Consider the following 19951-nt stretch of genomic DNA (forward strand, 5'->3'; position numbering starts at 1 on the left):
ATGCGTACATTGCATCTGTGTGGAAATTCCGCGCATTATCCATAGCCCACTTCCGTTCAGCCTCTATTCAGGCTGCCCCGGCTAGAGGCGGAAGATGTGTCAATCCGCGAAAAGCGGGCAATAGATTTCGGTCAATCATTTGCAATATCGAGGCCGCCCTCTATTTCCCTTCTTCGCGGATTTGCGTCAGATGGTCACCATAATCAAAATGATAACTGGCGCTTCTGATGCAGGCCGAGTAAGGCGAGGCCGACAAACCCCCAAGAGTTTTCACCCAGAAGCCGTATCCATGTCCCTTCACAATACGTCGCCAGTTTCCTCACGCGAAACCGAAGCCAAGCAGATAGACCACAACGATTCCATCCGCTCGACTTACTTCAACATCGACGGTTTGAGGGAATGTGGCGAGAAACTCGGGCGGGAGGGGACGTCCGGCCTGCCCGGCTTCGCGGGATTCGATTTCTTTCAACGTCTCAAGGAGAATGAGAAGGAGATCTTCCGGGTCTATCGGGCGGCCGCTGTCGATGTGGATGCCGGCGCGACAATTACGCCGGCTGCGGAATGGCTGCTCGACAACTACTACATCGTCGAGGAAGCGATTCAGGAAGTCCGCCGCGATTTTCCGCGCAAATTCTACCGCCAGCTTCCGACGATGACGGTTGCCGGCGAGGAAATGCCGCGTGTTCTGGCGCTTGCCTGGCTGTATGTCGCCCACACGCACAGCAGCTTGTCCCATGACGGGCTCGGGGCGATGGTCGAAGGCTTCCAGCTCAACGAGCCGCTTCAGATCGGCGAGCTCTGGGCGTTGCCCTCTTTCACACGTTTTGTCCTGATCGAGAACCTTCGCCGCATCGCTACGCGCGTCGACCGCTCTCGCAACATGCGCCGTCGCGCGAATGAAGTTGCCGACGAGATTATCCGTCTCAACGACGAGACCGCGAGCGCCGGGTTGCTCAAGGGCGTTGAAGATCTGACGAACGACAACACCTTCACTACTCAGTTTCTCTATCGCTTGCGCAACGCATCTCAGACGTCCGGCTTCGCGATCGCCTGGCTGGAGCAGCGGCTGGAGCAGGCCGGCACCGATACCGAAGAAGTGATGCTCGCCGAGCAGAATCGCCTTTCGTCCGGCAACGTGACGATGGGTAACATCATCAAGAGCTTGCGCGAGATCGACGATACGGAATGGAGCGTATGGTTCGAGGAAGTCTCGCAGATCGACAGGATCTTCCGCGAGCGTACAGACTATCAAGCTCTCGATTTCGGATCGCGCAACGCTTATCGAAACCGCATCGAACAGGTCGCCCGCCGCTCTCGTAGAAGCGAAGCGGAAGTGGCGGAAGTGGCGATCCGTTTGGCTGAAGAGGCGGCTGCCCAGGAAAATGCCGATCCGCGCGAAACCAATATCGGCGCTTTCGTCGTGGGCCGCCGGCTGAAGGAACTGGAAGCGGCGGTCGGTTACAAACCGCTCTTGGTCCAGCAGATCGTGCGTCTCGTCCGTCGCCTCAACTGGTTCGCCATCGCCGGGCCTGTCATTTTCCTGACGGTATTGGCAATGGCGATCGCCGGCTGGTTCCTCGTGCAGGCGGACATGCCGCTGCCGGTCGTTTTCTTCTTCTTGCTGATGTTTGCATTGCCGGCTTCCGAAGGTGTGACGGGCCTTTTCAATACACTCGTCACTTACGTGGTAAGGCCGGCGCGGCTCGTTGGTTACGAATTCAAGGAAGGCATTCCGGAGGAGGCGAAGACGCTTGTCGTGGTGCCCTGCCTGATTTCGGACCGCGATACGGTCGACGAACTCGTTCGCAACCTTGAAGTCCACTATCTCGCCAATCCGCACGGCGAGATCTATTTCGCGCTCTTGAGCGACTGGCGCGACGGCAAGTTTGAGGAAACAGACGCTGACCTGGAAATTCTCGATTATGCCAAGCGCGAGGTCGCTGCGCTTGCCGCCAAATATGCCCGTGACGGTAAAACACGCTTCTACCTCTTGCACCGCCGCCGCCTTTTCAACCCAAACGAGGGCGCCTGGATGGGGTGGGAGCGCAAGCGCGGCAAGCTGCACGAACTGAACCTTCTGCTCCGCGGCGATCGCGATACCACCTATCTTCCGGGCGCCAACATCGTGCCGGAAGGCATCCAGTATGTCATGACGCTCGATGCCGACACGCGCCTGATGCGCGACGCGGTGACGAAACTCGTCGGCAAGATGCATCATCCAATCAATCGACCAGTGCTCGATCCGAAGTCGAACCGCGTGATCCACGGCTATGGTCTCATGCAGCCACGCGTGACGCCTTCGCTAACGACCGGCAAGGAAGCCTCGGTCTTCCAGCGTGTCTTTTCGGTCGGACGCGGTCTCGATCCTTATGTCTTCACCGTCTCCGATGTCTATCAGGACCTCACCGGCGAGGGTAGCTTCACCGGCAAGGGCCTGTACCATGTCGATGCTTTCGAGGCTTCGCTCAAGGGACGGATCGACGAGAACTCGGTGCTTTCGCACGACCTCCTCGAAGGTTCCTTTGCACGTTGCGCGCTGGTGACTGACGTGGAACTGGTCGAGGACTTCCCGATCCGTTACGAGGTCGAAGTCTCCCGCCAGCATCGCTGGGCCCGTGGCGATTGGCAGCTTCTACCGTATATTCTTGATCCGAAGCGCGGCGTCACGGCGCTTGGCCGCTGGAAGATGATCGATAACCTGCGCCGCTCGCTCACGCCAATTGCCTGGTTCTTCGCTTCCGTACTTGGTTGGTATTTCATGGATCCGCTTGGCGCGCTGATCTGGCAGATCCTGCTGATCTTCTCGCTGTTCGTCGCTCCGACCTTGTCACTGGTTACCGGCCTTCTGCCGCATTCCACAGACATCGTCCCCAGAGCGCATTTCTACTCCGTCTGGTCAGATATCCGCTCCGCCAATGCGCAGGTTGCGCTTCGCGTCGTCTTCATTGCGGATGCCGCCTGCATCATGACGGATGCGATCACCCGCTCTCTCTATCGCCTGTTCTTCAGCCGCAAGCTGATGCTGGAATGGCGAACCGCTGCTTCAATCCAGTCGAGTGCGCAAGGCAGCCCGCAGGACTACTACAAAGCGATGTGGCATGCTCCGGCGATTGCGGTCCTCAGCATCATCCTCTCGGCAATTCCCGGCGACAATGCTTTCCTCGTCGGCATCCCGTTTGCCGTACTCTGGATCTTCTCGCCGCTCGTCGCCTGGTATGTGAGCCAATCGGCGGAAACGGAAGACCGTCTCTTTGTGCCGGAACCGGTGTCGGTTGAACTGCGCAAGATCGCCCGCCGCACCTGGCGCTACTTCGAAGCGTTCGTCACGCTCGAGCAGAACTATCTGCCGCCGGACAATTTCCAGGAGAAACCGGATCCGATCATCGCCAAGCGCACGTCGCCTACCAATATCGGCGTCTATCTGCTGTCGACGATTTCGGCGCGGAATTTCGGCTGGATCAGCTTTACCGACACGATCGAGCGCATCGAGCAGACTATTTCCAGCATAGAGAGAATGGACAAGTTCCGCGGCCATCTCTTCAACTGGTATCACACCGACACGCTGAAACCGCTCGGCCCCCGCTACGTCTCGTCGGTCGACAGCGGCAACCTCGCCGGTCATCTGATTGCAATCTCGTCGGCTTGCCGTATCTGGTCTGAGGCGCCGTCTGCGCACCTTCAGGGCAATCTCGACGGTATCGGGGATGTCGCGGGCATTCTCGCCGAAACGCTGAAGGCACTGCCGGACGACCGCAAAACCGTTCGTCCGTTGCGTCGTCGCCTCGAGGAGCGCATTGCCGGCTTCGGCAATGCGCTTGCCGCCGTTAAGCGTGAACACGAATTTGCCTCGATTCGCATCATCAATCTGGCAGTGCTCGCGCGCGATATCCAGAAGCTTGCGACCAATCTCGACCATGAAGTGCGTTCGACGCAAAGCGAGGAGGTCACCCGCTGGGCTGCATCGCTCGTCAATATCTGCGAGGTGCATATCGCCGATAGTGTCTTCGACAATGCCAATATCGAATCGTTGCGCGAGCGGTTGATCGCCTTGCGGGACCGCACCCGCAATCTTGCCTTCTCGATGGACTTCAGCTTCCTGTTCCGTAAGGAACGCCGGCTGCTGTCGATCGGTTATCGTGTCGAAACCAACGAGCTGGACGAAGCCTGCTACGACTTGCTGGCATCTGAATGCCGCCTCACCAGCCTTTTTGCGATCGCCAAGGGCGACATCCCGACCGAACACTGGTATCGCCTCGGCCGCCAGGTCGTGCCGATCGGCGCACAGGGTGCGCTCGTTTCGTGGTCCGGCTCGATGTTCGAATATCTGATGCCGCCGCTCGTCATGCAGGAGCGTCAGGGCGGCATTCTGAACCAGACGAACAATCTGGTGGTCAAGGAGCAGATGAATCACGGCAAGCGTCTCGGAACGCCCTGGGGTATTTCCGAAGCGGCTTTTAATGCCCGCGACCATCAGTTCAACTACCAGTACACGAATTTCGGGGTCCCGACCCTTGGTCTCAAGCGCGGTCTTGGGCAGAATGCGGTGATCGCGCCTTACGCGTCGATCCTTGCTAGCCAATATGATCCCATCGCGGCCGCGGAAAATCTGGAAGAGCTGCGCTCGCTCGGCGCACTTGGCATGTTCGGCTTCCACGATGCGGTCGATTTCACCCCGACCCGGGTGCCGGAAGGCCAGCGTTGCGCAGTGGTCTACAACTACTATGCCCATCATCACGGCATGTCGATCGCAGCGATTGCCAACGTCGTCATGAACGGTCTGTTGCGCGAGCTCTTCCATTCCGATCCGGTGATCGAAGCGGCCGAACTGCTTCTGCAGGAAAAGGCGCCGCGTGACATACCGGTCATGAGCGCCAAGCATGAGGAGACCCCCGGAAAGGGCCAGGGCGAACTGCTGCGCCCGGAAATCCGCACCATCAACAATCCGGCCTCCAAGGAGCGTGAACTGGTGCTTCTGTCGAACGGCCATTACTCGGTCATGCTCACGGCCACCGGCTCCGGTTATTCCCGCTGGAACGGCATGTCGGTCGCCCGCTGGAAACCCGACCCGACGGAAGACCGCTGGGGGCAGTTCCTGTTCCTGCGCGATACCACGACCGGTGACTGGTGGTCCGCGACCACCGAGCCGCGACGTGCGGAAGGCGAGCAGACGAAAGTCATCTTCAGCGATGAACGCGCCGAGTTCCACAAGACGATCGGCGACCTGACGAGCATCGTCGAATGTATCGTCGCAACGGAACACGATGCGGAGGGGCGCCGCTTGACGCTGCTCAACATGGGGACCGAGGATCGTTTCATCGAGGTAACCTCCTACCTGGAGCCCGTACTGGCGGCAGAAGATGACGACAATGCTCATCCGGTCTTCTCGCGCATGTTCGTCCGCACCGAGATCGGCAAGCGTGGCGACGTGATCCGCGCCTGGCGCAACAAGCGCAACCCGAATGATCCGGATATGATCATCGCGCATCTGGCGGCCGACAATGCAGGCTCGGCGCGTCCCACCGAATTCGAAACGGATCGCCGGAAGTTCCTGGGCCGCGGTCGTACGCTTTCGGAGGCTGCCGCATTCGATGACGGTGCGACACTCTCCGGCACCGACGGTTTCACGCTCGATCCGATCCTCTCGTTGCGCCGGGTCGTTCGCGTACCAGCCGGAAAGAAGGTAAGCGTCATATTCTGGACGATCGCCGCACCGAAGCGCGACGAACTCGACCAGGCAATCGAACGTTACCGTCATCCGGATGCGTTTCAGACCGAACTCACCCAGGCCTGGACACGCACGCAGGTACAGATGCGCCATCTCGGCGTATCGTCCCAGGATGCTGCGGCCTTCCAGCATCTGGCGCGCTATCTCATCTATCCGGACATGCAGCTTCGCGCTGATCAGTCAACGATCCAGGCCGGCATGCAACCGCAGTCGTCGCTCTGGCCGTCCTCCGTCTCGGGTGATTTCCCGATCTTCACGCTACGCATCAATGACGACAACGACATGGCGGTCGCCAAGGAAGCGATGAGCGCACAGGAATACCTGCGGTCACGCGGCGTGGTCTCGGACCTCGTGATCTTCAATGAGCGTGCCGCGTCCTACGCGCAGGAAATGCAGCATGCGATCGAATATCTCTCCGAAACCGCCCGTCGGCTCGGTCAGCAGGAAGGCCAGCGTCAGCACGTCTTTTCGCTTCGACGCGACATCATGGAGGAGGAGGGATCGGAGAGCCTGATCGCCGCTTCTCGCGTAGTCCTTCATGCACGCAACGGCAAAATCAGCGACCAGCTCAATCGCGCTGCCTCTATCTTTGCGCCGCCGAAGGATCAAGAGGTCGAGATCGATCGTCGCCCGCTGTCGAAGGGCGAGATCTTCCAGGCTCCGGCAGAGATCGGGACAGCCGCCGATCTGGACTTCTGGAACGGCTACGGCGGCTTCTCGAAGGATGGCAGCGAATATGTCGTCCGCCTGTACGGTGGTCAGGCTACGCCTCAGCCGTGGATCAACGTTATCTCCAACGAGAAGTTCGGTTTCCATATCTCGGCGGAAGGAGCAGGCTTCACCTGGGCGCAGAATTCCCGCGACTACCAGTTGACGCCGTGGTCGAACGACATGGTCATCAATCGGCCCAGCGAAGCGTTCTACGTTGCCGACCGGGACAGCGGTGCCATCCTCACGCCATTTGCCGCTCTGTCGCGCAAGCCGGAAGTCAAGTTTGAGGCTCGCCATGGTCTCGGCTATTCGGTCTTCACCTCCGAGGATGACGGCCTGAGGCTGGAACTGATGCAGACGGTCGATCGCACACGTCCGGCCAAGCTGTCGTCGTTCTTCCTGCGCAATATTGGCTCCGAGACCCGTAAGCTGCGAGTTTACGGTTATGCGGAATGGCTGCTCGGCAGTAATCCGGCGCGATCGATTCCGTTAATCCTGTCGAGCCGCGACGAGGAAACAGGAGCGCTCTTCGCGACCAATCCCTACAGCATCGATTATCGCCGTTTTGCTTTCATGGCGATGAAGGAGATGCCGTCCGGCTTCACGGCCAGCCGCCGTGAATTCATCGGCAGGTTCGGTTCGGTGCAGTTGCCGGCTGCGGTTACGTCCGCTTCAGCGCTCAACAGCTCGCTTGATTTGGACGGCGATCCGTGCGCGGCGCTTTGCTGCGATATCGAGCTTGCGCCGGGTGAGGAAAAGAAGCTCACCTTCTTCCTCGGGGACGCGGATACGAAAGAAGATGCACAGGCGCTTGTCGCTGAACTGCGCAGCGAAGAGTTCGATGCGGTTCTCAAGGCAAGTCGCGATTTCTGGAAGGGGTTCACCGGGCGTCTCAAGATATCGACGCCGGATAAGTCGCTCGACAACATGGTCAATCACTGGCTGCCCTATCAGGCATTCGGTTGCCGCATCCTGGCTCGTACGGCCTTCTATCAGGCATCTGGAGCCTTCGGTTTCCGTGATCAATTGCAGGATACGCTGGCCTTCTTGGTGCATGAGCCGTCGCTTGCCCGCCGCCAGATCGTCAATGCGGCCTCGCGGCAGTTCAAGGAAGGCGATGTGCAGCACTGGTGGCTGCCAAATTCCGGCGCCGGTGTCCGCACGATGATTTCCGACGATGTGGTCTGGCTGGCCTATGCGGCGCATCAGTATGTCGCGGCAACGGGCGACAAGTCGCTGCTGGACGAAGAGCTCGCCTTCCTGGAAGGTCCGCTTCTGGAAAAGCACAAGCATGATGCTTTTTTCAAACCGGAGATTTCGTCCGAGACGGCGAGCCTCTATGAACATGCGGCGAGAGGGCTTGACCTTGCGATCGTCCGCACTGGCGACAACGGCCTGCCACTGATCCTCGGGGGCGACTGGAACGACGGCATGAACAGAGTTGGGGTCGGCGGCCGTGGCGTGAGTGTCTGGCTTGGTTGGTTCCTTGCAAGTGCTCTGCGGAACTTCCTGCCTTACGCGCAGGAGCGGAATGACCGTCAGCGTGTCGAGCTATGGACGGCCCATCTTGAAGGCCTGAGGCAAGCTCTGGAGAAGGCCGGCTGGGACGGTAGCTATTATCGTCGCGGCTATTTCGACGATGGGTCTCCGCTCGGTTCCAGCACCAGCGATGAATGCCGTATCGATTCACTCGCCCAGTCCTGGAGCGTACTTTCCGGGGAGGGCGATCCGGATCGTGCCCGCCAAGCCATGGATGCGGTGCTCGACAAGCTGGTCGACGACGAAGCGGGCATCATCCGTCTCTTCACGCCGCCGTTCCAGGATACCCGCAAGGATCCCGGCTATATCCGCGCATATCCGCCGGGCGTCCGGGAGAATGGCGGCCAGTATACCCATGCGGCAATCTGGGTTGTGCTTGCTCTGGCGGCGCAGAAGCGTGGCGACGATGCCTGGAAGTGCTTCCAGATCCTCAATCCGATCAACCATGCGCTCGACCGCTCCGCAGCAGAGACCTACCGCGTGGAGCCTTATGTGATATCGGCCGATGTCTATGGTCATGGGCCGTACACCGGGCGAGGCGGCTGGAGCTGGTACACAGGCTCGGCCGGCTGGCTCTATCGCGCGGCGGTTGAAGGTATTCTTGGCCTTCGGCGCCAAGGAGATAGGCTCTTTGTCGACCCGGTCCTGCCGACCGGCTGGAACGGCTTTACCGCCGAACTTACGATCGACGACGTGGTTCACAAGATTGAGGTCGAAAACGGCAAGGTGACTGTCGACGGCAAGGCGGTGAACGAAACGGAAGGTTTTCTCTTGGGCACATCCGCTGCCAGGAAATTGTCAGAGCCGGCTCATAGCTAATACCTGCCGGTAAGAATCAACCAAAGAAAACCCGCCGCCAAACAAATGGCGGCGGGTTTTCTCTTGGTAGTCGGGAAGATCAGATCAGGCGGGTTGCGCGACTGCTCCGGCCTCATTCCTGGTATCGTCGTCAGTCAGGATGCCGCTGGCTTTGAGCAGCGAAGCGAAACGCCCGCCACTCTGGCTGAGCTCATCGTAGCTGCCCATCTCGATGATGCGACCATTGTCGAGGAAGATCACCTTGTTGGCATCCCGGATGGTCGACAGCCTGTGGGCAATGATAAAGGTCGTCCGGTCCTTGCGCAGCCGATCGATCGCTGCCTTTACACGGGCCTCGGTTTCCACATCGAGCGCGCTGGTCGCTTCGTCAAGGACCAGGATCGGTGCGTTCTTGAGGATGGCACGTGCAATAGCGATGCGCTGACGCTCGCCACCGGAGAGACGGTTGCCGCGCTCGCCGACCGATGTGTCGTAACCGCTGAGCCGGCTTTCGATGAAGTCGGTTGCGGCTGCTGCCTCGGCCGCCTTGGCAATTTCCTCCTCGGTCGCACCCTCGCGGCCGAGACGGATATTCTCACTGATCGAACGGTTCAGGAGGCCGGCATCCTGAAAGACGGTAGCGATCGATTGACGCAGCGATTTGCGCGTCACGGTGCCGATATCCGTGCTGTCGATGAGGATCTTGCCCTCCTGAGGATCGTAGACCCGTTGCAGGAGATTGATGAGAGTCGTTTTGCCGGCGCCGGTTGGGCCGACAATCGCAACTGTTTCTCCGGCCTTGGCAATAAAGGAGATATCATGCACCCCCTGCTTCGTGTTTGAAAAGCCGAAGGAGACATTGCGGAATTCCACTTCGCCCCGCACCGCGTCGAGTTCGCGGGCATCGGCCGGCTCGGCGCGTTCTTCGACCGAATCTTCAAGGGCGAAGAAGTCTTCGAGCTTGGCACGCGCCTCGAAAATCTGGGTGGCAAACTGGCGCAGCAGATCGAGGCGACCGATCAGGAGGTTCGCAAAACCGATAAAGGCCACGACATCGCCAACCCGCAATTCGCCCCGCTGTACCAGGAGAGTCCCTATGACGAGGATAACGCCCATGGATACGGTCGAAGCCGTGCGGTTCAGCGCGCTCGCAAGCGCCCACCAATCGAGCACCGGATATTGGGCGGCGAGCAGATCCTTGGTGTAGCCTCTGAGAGCCTTGGTCTCAGCCTCGATGCGATTGTAGCTATGCAGTACCGAAACATTGCTGATCGAATCGCTCACATGCGAAAAGACTGTGTGATAATGGTTTTCGACGGAAGCTTGTCCTTCCTTGGTGCGGTTCATCACCGTCACGCCGATGATCCAGTAGAGCACGCTCAGGACCAGCAATACGATGCTGAGCCGCCAATCCATCGAGATCGCCGTAGGGACGAGGAGGATAAGTGCTACCGCCGTCGCGAGATGGGTGCGCATGAATTCGAGCCAGAGGCCGAACAGGCTCTCTGCTGCCCGAAGAAGAGTGTGTAGTGCGTTGGATGTACCGCGCTGATGATGCCAGGAAAGCGGCATGGATATGATTCGCCCGAAGGCTTCCGTCAGCAGTGACGCCCTGCGGCCATGGGCAAGCCTGTCCGCCTCGCGGGCGACCAAGACGTAGGCAACGGTGTTGAAGACGCCGAATCCCGCCCAAAGCGTGAGCACCGGCGCCACCGGACCGCCGGATGAAATGGCATCGATGATCCGGCCGAAGAGAATTGGTTCGGCAATGGTGATGACGGCAAGCACGATGTTTGCGATGACGACCGCGGTTACCCGCCACCGGTTCTTCGCCAGATATTTGAGAGCTCGTGCATAAACCTGGAACAGCGTCAAATGGCGAAACCTCTTGATATGAAGCCGCCATCGCGGCCGGCACTTGAAACTTAAAGATCGGAAAAGGCAATTCCGCGACGGAGATAATGTCCTTCTGCCAGAAATGTTTCATAAAGAGCAAGGCTTCGCGTCATCGACGGCCCCGTCGGGTTGCCGGCTTCCCTCACGAAACCGTCAAGGGCTAGATTTCGCGGTGTACCTTCAATGAATGATAACTATGCTAATCGATTATGTACGAGGGAATTTATAGAAATTTAACGTGAACCAAAAGACGCCAAGAATGGGCATATCAGGGGGCGGTTTTGAATATTCAACTGATTGTGCAACTCTTGGTACTTGTTGGGGAAGTCAAGACAGAGGCGGAATTAACGGCTGAACTCGAATCCCTGCTGAAGGCTTATGGCTTTGAATATTACAGCGTGCTCGTCCAGCCTCGACCCAATCAGGACCCTGCGCGTGTGGCGCTGGCCAGCCGCTGGCCAGCGGGCTGGCCGGAAATCTATGCTGGTCGCAAATACGTTCTCGTGGATCCGGCGATCCGAATGCTCAGCATCGCGCAGAGGTCCATCCGCTGGCGTGACGCCGTCTTCGCGCTCAGGAACGACCCCCATAAGCAGCGCATGCAGCGGATGATGCAGGAAGGGATCCGTTACGGTCTGCAGGATGGCTACATCTTTCCCGTATATGGCCGCAATGGATTGCTTGGCTATATGACGGTCGGAGGTCGGCCCGTCGATCTTTCGCCGGCCGAAATGGCACTTTTTGATGCGGCCGCCAAAAAGGTGTTCTGGCGTTTTATGGAGCTGCGCGGCCAGGCCGAAGAACTGGAAACCGTTGCAAATGTGGATACGCAGCTCACGCGACGCGAAATGGAAGTCATCGGTCTGCTTGCAGATGGCCTGACTTCCAACGAGATTGCTAGGTCGCTCGATATTTCAAGCCATACGGTAGACTGGTACATCAACGGTCTGCAGGAGAAATTGAGGGCGAAGAATCGGCAGCATGTGGTCGCTTCCGCCTTTCGTTTGGGCCTTGTCATCTGAGCGCACCAGCGCCTTGAAACCATCTGGCACAAATTTGACATCCGGCATCCGTTCAAATTGCGCTTGCCTGATTAAGGCGATATGACTTTCTTTGCAGTGCAGCATTTTTCTCGATGGCACGTGGGAGGTCCGTTTTGCCGATTTCGAAAATTCTCGTTGCCAACCGCTCTGAAATTGCCATCCGCGTCTTCCGGGCCGCTAATGAGTTGGGCATCAAAACGGTTGCGATCTGGGCGGAGGAGGACAAGCTCTCGCTGCATCGCTTCAAGGCTGATGAAAGTTACCAGGTCGGCCGCGGCCCACATCTTGACCGCGATCTGGGGCCAATCGAGAGCTACCTATCGATTCCTGAGATTATCCGCGTCGCGAAGCTTTCCGGTGCCGATGCCATTCACCCAGGTTATGGCCTGCTGTCCGAAAGCCCTGAATTCGTCGAGGCCTGCAATGCTGCGGGCATCACGTTCATAGGGCCAACCGCCGAGACGATGCGGCAGCTCGGCAACAAGGTTGCCGCCCGCAATCTTGCGATTTCCGTTGGCGTGCCGGTGGTTCCGGCAACCGAGCCGCTGCCCGACGACATGGCCGAAGTGGCGAAGATGGCCGCGCAGATCGGCTATCCGGTGATGCTGAAGGCGTCCTGGGGTGGTGGCGGGCGCGGCATGCGCGTCATCCGCTCCGAAGCGGATCTCGCCAAAGAAGTAACGGAAGCCAAGCGCGAGGCCAAGGCTGCCTTCGGCAAGGACGAGGTCTATCTCGAAAAACTCGTCGAACATGCCCGCCATGTCGAGAGCCAGATACTCGGCGATACACATGGCAATGCCGTGCATCTCTTCGAGCGTGACTGTTCGATCCAGCGCCGTAATCAGAAGGTCGTGGAGCGGGCTCCGGCGCCTTATCTCACGGATGCCCAGCGCCGGGAGCTGGCGGACTATTCACTGAAGATTGCCAGGGCGACGAATTATATCGGCGCCGGCACGGTCGAGTATCTGATGGATGCCGATACCGGCAAATTCTACTTCATCGAAGTGAATCCCCGCATCCAGGTGGAACATACGGTGACTGAGGTCGTCACCGGCATAGATATCGTCAAGGCCCAGATCCACATCCTCGAAGGGGCGGCGATCGGCACGCCTGAATCGGGTGTCCCGTCACAAGAAAACATCCGTCTCAATGGCCATGCGCTGCAATGCCGTATCACCACGGAGGATCCGGAGCACAACTTCATTCCGGATTACGGCCGCATCACCGCCTATCGCTCGGCAGCCGGCTTCGGCATTCGCCTCGATGGCGGGACGGCCTATTCCGGCGCGATCATCACCCGCTACTATGATCCGCTGCTCGTCAAGGTGACGGCATGGGGCGCTTCGCCCGGAGAGGCGATCAGCCGTATGGATCGGGGGCTGCGCGAATTCCGTATCCGCGGGGTTGCGACCAATCTGACCTTCCTCGAAGCGATCATCGGCCATCCGAAGTTCCGCGACAATTCCTATACGACACGCTTCATCGACACGACGCCGGAGCTCTTTGAGCAGGTGAGGCGGGCCGATCGCGCCACCAAACTGCTCACCTATCTTGCCGACGTCACCGTCAACGGCCACCCCGAGACCAAGGGTCGGCCCATGCCTTCTGAGCAGGCCGCAAAGCCGATCGTGCCTTACATTAACGGGCCTGTTCCCGACGGAACCAAGCAGCTTCTCGACAATCTCGGTCCAAAGAAATTCGCCGAATGGATGCGCAATGAAAAGCGCGCCCTTGTGACGGACACAACCATGCGCGACGGACACCAGTCGCTGCTTGCCACCCGCATGCGGACCTATGACATCGCGCATATTGCCGGTGTCTATGCACGCGCGCTGCCGAACCTCTTTTCGCTGGAATGCTGGGGTGGTGCGACCTTCGATGTTTCCATGCGCTTCCTGACGGAAGATCCATGGGAGCGCCTGGCGCTCATACGTGAGGGAGCGCCGAACCTGTTGCTGCAGATGCTGCTGCGTGGGGCCAACGGCGTCGGCTACAAGAACTATCCGGACAATGTCGTGAAATATTTCGTCCGGCAGGCCGCGAAGGGCGGAATCGATCTCTTCCGCGTCTTCGACTGCCTGAATTGGGTCGAGAACATGCGCGTTTCCATGGACGCGGTCCAGGAAGAGAACAAGCTGTGCGAGGCGGCGATCTGCTATACCGGGGACCTCCTGAACTCTGCACGCCCGAAATACGATCTCAAGTATTATGTCGCGCTGGCTGAGGAACTGGAGAAGGCCGGTGCCCATATCATCGCGCTCAAGGACATGGCTGGTCTCCTGAAACCCGCTGCGGCACGTGTGCTCTTCAAGGCGCTGCGCGAGGCGACTTCTCTGCCGATCCATTTCCATACGCATGACACGTCCGGCATATCGGCGGCGACGGTTCTTGCCGCAGTGGAGGCAGGCGTCGATGCGGTCGATGCGGCCATGGATGCCTTGTCCGGAAACACGTCGCAGCCCTGCCTCGGCTCGATCGTCGAGGCGCTTGCCGGGTCCGAGCGCGATCCGGGTCTTGATCCGGAATGGATCCGCCGCATCTCCTTCTATTGGGAGGCGGTGCGGGCCCAGTATGCCGCCTTCGAGAGCGACCTCAAGGGGCCGGCTTCCGAAGTCTATCTGCACGAGATGCCGGGTGGCCAGTTCACCAATCTCAAGGAACAGGCCCGTTCGCTCGGCCTCGACACCAAGTGGCACAGGGTGGCGCAGGCATACGCGGACGCCAACCGGATGTTCGGCGATATTGTCAAGGTAACACCGTCTTCCAAGGTGGTGGGCGACATGGCGCTGATGATGGTCAGCCAGGACCTCACTGTTGCAGATGTCGAGAACCCGGACAGGGACATAGCCTTCCCGGACTCGGTCGTTTCGATGCTGAAGGGTGACCTCGGTCAGCCGCCGGGCGGTTGGCCGAAGGCATTGCAGAAGAAGGCGCTCAAGGGAGAGAAGCCCTATACGGTGCGGCCGGGCTCTCTGCTGCCGGACGCCGATCTTGATGCCGAGCGCAAGACGATCGAGGATAAGCTCGGACGCGAAATTGATGATTTCGAGTTCTCATCCTATCTCATGTATCCCAAGGTCTTCACCGACTTCGCCATGGCGGTTGAGACATACGGCCCCGTCTCGGTTCTGCCGACGCCCGCCTACTTTTATGGTCTGAAGGACGGAGAGGAACTGTTCGCGGATATTGAAAGGGGCAAGACACTGGTCGTCGTCAATCAGGCAATCAGCCAGACCGACGCACAGGGCATGGTGACGGTGTTCTTCGAACTCAACGGGCAACCGCGCCGCATCAAGGTGCCGGACCGGGCGCATGGTGCTTCAGGGGCCGCGGTTCGTCGCAAGGCCGAGGTCGGCAATGCCACCCATCTCGGTGCGCCCATGCCGGGTGTACTCTCCCGCGTCTTCGTGTCGGCCGGTCAGGCTGTGAAGGCGGGCGATGTTTTGCTTTCCATCGAAGCAATGAAGATGGAAACCGCCTTGCATGCGGAAAAGGACGGCACAATCGCCGAGGTGCTGGTAAAGGCCGGCGACCAGATCGACGCCAAGGACCTCCTGATCGTCTACGGCGGCTGATCTCCAGTCGTCTCCGTGGCTTCTTAGTCAAGGCCACGAACCGCTCGCGCAATCAACCGTGGGGGGCGACGAGTTGCGGGTTTCTTTCCGATACAATTTGTGAGAGGGAAGTGGCCGCTGCAATATTGCAAGTCTAATCGATTTAAATATGGTCGCGGCAGCTGCAAGGAATGATCTCATGGATAGCCGCGCTCCCCTGACCAAGTCCGTTCACCATCGTGCCTTCATCACTCGGGAAAGAGCTGGCGTTTCGCTGCTCTTCCTGATGAATGGCTTCATGATTGGTGCGTGGGCGCCGAAGATTCCGGAGTTTGCAGGCCGGTTGGGCCTCAGCGAGAGTATGCTCGGGGTGATGATCCTGATCTTCGGCCTCGGTTCGCTGGTGATGATGCCGCTTGCCGGAAGCCAGATTGCCCGGTTCGGCTCGAGCCAGGTTGCGAAATGGACGTCGGTGCTGCTTACGCCGACGCTGCTGCTTCTCACCTGGGTTGGCAACATCTGGACCGGTGCGGTAGCGATCTTTCTGTTCGGGGGACTGATCGGTGCGATGGACGTAGCGATGAACGCCAACGCGGTCTCGGTCGAGAAACACATGCGTAGGGCCATCATGTCCTCCTGCCATGCGTTCTGGAGCCTCGGCGGCCTTATCGGTTCGTCGACTGGCGGCTTCCTCATCGAGCATATCGGCGTCTCCGCGCATGCGATCCTCGTTACCGTGCTGGCCGCGGTGATGATCGGCGCCGCCTGGCCGACCGTGCTCCACGACGCGCCGCATCCGGAAGAAGGCAGGCATGGAAGTCGCCTTCCGCTTTCGCCGCTTCCCTGGCTGATTGGCATCATGGCACTTTTCTGCATGATCCCCGAAGGGGCGATCCTCGACTGGGGGGCCCTCTATCTTCGCAACGAACTTGCGGCTTCCGTGTCGCTGTCGGGCTTCGCCTTCGCCGCCTTTTCGCTCACCATGGCGGTGATGCGATTTGCAGGAGATTTGATCCGCGACCGCTTCGGCGCGGTCACGACGTTGCGCGTCTGCGCCGTTATCTCCATCCTCGGTCTGCTGGTGATCGGCTTTGCACAAAGCACTCCGATGGCGATCGCCGGCTTTGCGCTGACTGGCATCGGGATCTCCAACATCGTGCCCATCGCCTTTTCCGCTGCCGGCAACCTGCCGGGCATGGCCGCTGGCGTTGGCCTCTCGGTCGTGACGACCATGGGGTATTCAGGAATCCTTGTGGCGCCGTCGGCGATCGGATTCATCGCCGAGCATACCGGTCTAGCCGTAATCTTCGTTGGTCTCTCTGCGTTGATCGTCGTGGTCCTCCTGCTGTCGCCGCTTGCCCGGCATGCGGACAACGCGCATCACTGAAGGCAGGATGCCGGGAGGTTGGCCAAGCCGAGCTGCACGAGATAAAGTGAGCGCTGTGCCGGTTGACAAGCCGCAAGCCATACGCCACCTGAAAGGCGCTCCAACTGCTGAAGGCGACGAGAAGCTCCATGTCCTCACCCGTCGATTATGATCCGAAGCCGCGCCGCGCCACCGTTGCCGTCGATGTCGGCGGCGTCATCGTCGGCGGCGGTGCGCCGGTCGTAGTCCAATCCATGACCAATACGGATACGGCGGATGTGGATGCGACGGTAGCGCAGGTTGCCGCGCTTTACAGAGCGGGTTCCGAAATTGTCCGCATCACCGTTGACCGTGACGAAAGCGCCGCTGCCGTGCCAAAGATCCGCGAGCGCCTGTTGCGTCTCGGGATGGATGTGCCGCTGGTCGGCGACTTCCACTATATCGGCCACAAGCTGCTTGCCGATCATCCGGCCTGCGCCGAGGCGCTTGCGAAATACCGCATCAATCCGGGCAATGTCGGCTTCAAGGATAAGAAGGACAAGCAGTTCGGCGACATTGTCGAGATGGCGATCCGCCATGACAAGCCGGTGCGGATCGGCGTCAATTGGGGTTCGCTCGATCAGGATCTCCTGACCACGCTGATGGACCGCAATGCGGCTGAAGGTTCACCGCTCTCGGCCCGCCAGGTCATGCATGAGGCGATCGTCCAATCGGCGCTGATCTCCGCCGAACTTGCCGAACAGATCGGCCTGCCGCGTAACCGGATCATCCTGTCGGCCAAGGTCAGTCAGGTGCAGGATCTGATCGCTGTCTATTCCATGCTTGCCGAGCGCTCCAATCACGCGCTTCATCTCGGCCTTACCGAAGCCGGCATGGGCTCGAAGGGCATCGTCGCATCGTCTGCTGCCATGGGTTATGTCCTGCAACAGGGGATTGGCGACACGATCCGCGTCTCGCTGACGCCGGAGCCAAACGGCGACCGCACTCGCGAAGTGCAGGTGGCGCAGGAGCTTCTGCAGGTCATGGGTTTCCGGCAGTTCGTGCCGGTCGTCGCGGCCTGTCCGGGCTGCGGCCGCACCACGTCGACGGTCTTCCAGGAACTCGCCCAGAACATCCAGAACGACATCCGCAAGAACATGCCGGTCTGGCGTGAGAAATATCCGGGTGTCGAGGCGCTCAACGTCGCTGTCATGGGATGCATCGTCAATGGTCCCGGCGAGAGCAAGCACGCGGATATCGGCATTTCGCTGCCGGGCACGGGGGAAACGCCGGCCGCGCCCGTCTTCATCGACGGAAAGAAGGCGATGACGCTGCGCGGGTCGAACATCGCAGCCGATTTCGAAAAGCTCGTCATCGACTATATCGAGAACCGTTTCGGCCAGAAGACGGCCGCTGAATAAAGCATGAGCCGGTACTGGTCTCCGATCGTCGATACACTGAAGCCCTACGTCGCCGGCGAACAGCCGCGCATCCGGAATCTCGTCAAGCTCAACACCAACGAAAACCCCTACGGCCCTTCGCCGAAGGTGCTTGCCGCCATCCGTGCGGCTGCCGACGACGGTCTGCGGCTTTATCCCGATCCCTCGGCGACGGTGCTTCGCGAGGCGATCGCCGCGCGTTTCGGCGTGCAACCGGACGAGGTTTTCGCAGGCAATGGTTCCGATGAGGTGCTGGCTCATACGTTCCAGGCGCTGCTGAAGCACGACAAGCCGCTGCTCTATCCGGATATAACCTATAGCTTCTATCCGACCTATAGCCGGCTCTACGATATCGAGGCGGTCGAGATCCCGCTCGACGAGGCCTTCCGCATCCGGCTTGCAGACTACGATCGATCCTGCGGCGCGATCATCATTCCCAACCCCAATGCGCCGACTGGGGTCGGTCTGTCGCTTGCGGAAATCGAGACGCTGGTGGCCGGGCATGCGGATGCGCCGGTGGTGATTGATGAGGCCTATATCGACTTCGGCGGCGAGACCGCAGTGGGTCTGATCTCCCGCTATCCAAATCTGCTGGTCGTTCAGACGCTGTCGAAATCCCGATCGCTGGCTGGTATGCGTGTCGGTTTCGCGCTCGGTCAGCGGCCGCTGATCGACGCTCTCGAGCGGGTGAAGGACAGTTTCAACTCCTACCCGCTCGATCGGCTTGCGCAGGTCGCCGCCACCGCGGCCGTCGAAGATGTGGATTGGTTCGAGACCTGCCGGCAGAAGATTATCGCCACGCGCGAGCGGCTGACCGGCGAACTTGAAAGGCTTGGCTTCGAGGTGCTGCCATCGCAGGCGAATTTCGTCTTTGCCAGACATCCAGACCTGCCGGGTGCGGAAGTCTATGCCGGGCTGCGTGCCGAAGGCGTGCTGGTGCGGCACTGGAACAAGCCGCGAATCGCCGACCATCTGCGCATCAGCATCGGCACGGATGCTGAATGCGAGCGGCTGATCGAAGTCCTGAAAAGCCTTCCGCCGGCTGCGAAATGATGCAGCAAAACGTCAGGCTTTTTCCCGGTCAATGATGATTGGCGAGGACATGTGGTCTCTCCTCGCTATTGCCGCAATTCATGGTAAATCAGGTGTCTTCACAGACGACGGGGACTTCGATTTACAATGCTCAAGAAAATTGCAATCGTCGCGCTTTCCGCGACCTATCTTTCTGCCTGCACCACGACCGATCCATATACGGGTGAACAGAAGGTTTCCAACACCGCTGGCGGCGCGGCGATCGGTGCCGGCGTCGGTGCTCTCGCAGGCCTTGCCATTGGCGGCACAGGCAAGAACGGTGCCCGCAACGCGCTGATCGGCGCCGGCATCGGCGCGCTCGCAGGCGGCGGGATCGGCGCCTATATGGACAATCAGGAAGCGGAACTGCGTGCCCAGCTTCAAGGCACCGGCGTTTCGGTGACCCGCATGGGCGATCGCATCATCCTCAACATGCCGTCCAACATCACTTTCGCCACGGACCAGGATCAGGTGATTCCGCCCTTCTACCGGACGCTCGATTCAGTCGCGATCGTGTTGAACAAGTTCAACAAGACCTTCATCGACGTGAACGGTCATACGGATTCGACCGGCAGCCTGCAGCATAACCAGGGCCTGTCCGAACGCCGTGCTGCCTCCGTGGCGAATTACCTGGCGGGCCGCGGCGTCGATCAGCGCCGCATGTCGACCATGGGCTTCGGCCCATCGCAGCCGGTTGCTTCCAATGCGACGCCGGACGGACGCGCGCAGAATCGGCGCGTCGAAGTGCAGATCGCGCCGATCACGCAGGGCTGACAAAAAACAAACCGTTTTCAGATGCGGCTTGTCCGAAGGTTCAAAGCCGGCAACGT

The 19951-nt window shown here is 59.7% G+C and carries 8 protein-coding genes; 7 read left to right on the plus strand and 1 reads right to left on the minus strand.

What is annotated here, in order from left to right; genetic code table 11:
- Positions 1-289 precede the first annotated feature (289 nt).
- Positions 290-8794, plus strand: coding sequence for a glucoamylase family protein (locus JL39_RS23630; RefSeq protein WP_052183086.1), 8505 nt, complete (start codon positions 290-292; stop codon positions 8792-8794).
- A gap of 84 nt (positions 8795-8878) precedes the next feature.
- Here the strand turns inward: JL39_RS23630 and JL39_RS23635 are convergent, their stop codons facing one another.
- The gene (locus JL39_RS23635; RefSeq protein ID WP_037156559.1) at positions 8879-10648 is read right to left on the minus strand and encodes a glucan ABC transporter ATP-binding protein/ permease; all 1770 of its coding nucleotides are present in this window, start codon (positions 10646-10648) and stop codon (positions 8879-8881) included.
- 302 nt (positions 10649-10950) lie between these two features.
- On the opposite strand from JL39_RS23635, the gene JL39_RS23640 reads away from it, so the two are divergent.
- The 6 genes from JL39_RS23640 to JL39_RS23665 all read left to right on the plus strand — a co-directional run bounded on the left by JL39_RS23640 (position 10951) and on the right by JL39_RS23665 (position 19895).
- On the plus strand, positions 10951-11691 hold the full coding sequence (locus JL39_RS23640; RefSeq protein ID WP_037156561.1) for a LuxR family transcriptional regulator: 741 nt from the start codon (positions 10951-10953) through the stop codon (positions 11689-11691).
- A gap of 134 nt (positions 11692-11825) precedes the next feature.
- Positions 11826-15287, plus strand: coding sequence for a pyruvate carboxylase (pyc, locus tag JL39_RS23645; protein ID WP_037156563.1), 3462 nt, complete (start codon positions 11826-11828; stop codon positions 15285-15287).
- 178 nt (positions 15288-15465) lie between these two features.
- Positions 15466-16653, plus strand: coding sequence for an MFS transporter (locus tag JL39_RS23650; protein ID WP_037156565.1), 1188 nt, complete (start codon positions 15466-15468; stop codon positions 16651-16653).
- Positions 16654-16781: 128 nt separating this feature from the next.
- Positions 16782-18032 (plus strand): flavodoxin-dependent (E)-4-hydroxy-3-methylbut-2-enyl-diphosphate synthase, encoded by a 1251-nt coding sequence (gene ispG, locus JL39_RS23655; RefSeq protein WP_037156567.1) that lies wholly within the window; start codon positions 16782-16784, stop codon positions 18030-18032.
- 3 nt (positions 18033-18035) lie between these two features.
- Entirely contained in the window at positions 18036-19103 is a 1068-nt protein-coding gene (gene hisC, locus JL39_RS23660) for a histidinol-phosphate transaminase (RefSeq protein ID WP_037156569.1), read from the plus strand.
- 126 nt (positions 19104-19229) lie between these two features.
- Entirely contained in the window at positions 19230-19895 is a 666-nt protein-coding gene (locus JL39_RS23665; RefSeq protein ID WP_037156571.1) for an OmpA family protein, read from the plus strand.
- Positions 19896-19951 lie beyond the last annotated feature (56 nt).

This window comes from Rhizobium sp. YS-1r (assembly GCF_000757525.1).
Taxonomy (GTDB): Bacteria; Pseudomonadota; Alphaproteobacteria; order Rhizobiales; family Rhizobiaceae; genus Neorhizobium; species Neorhizobium petrolearium.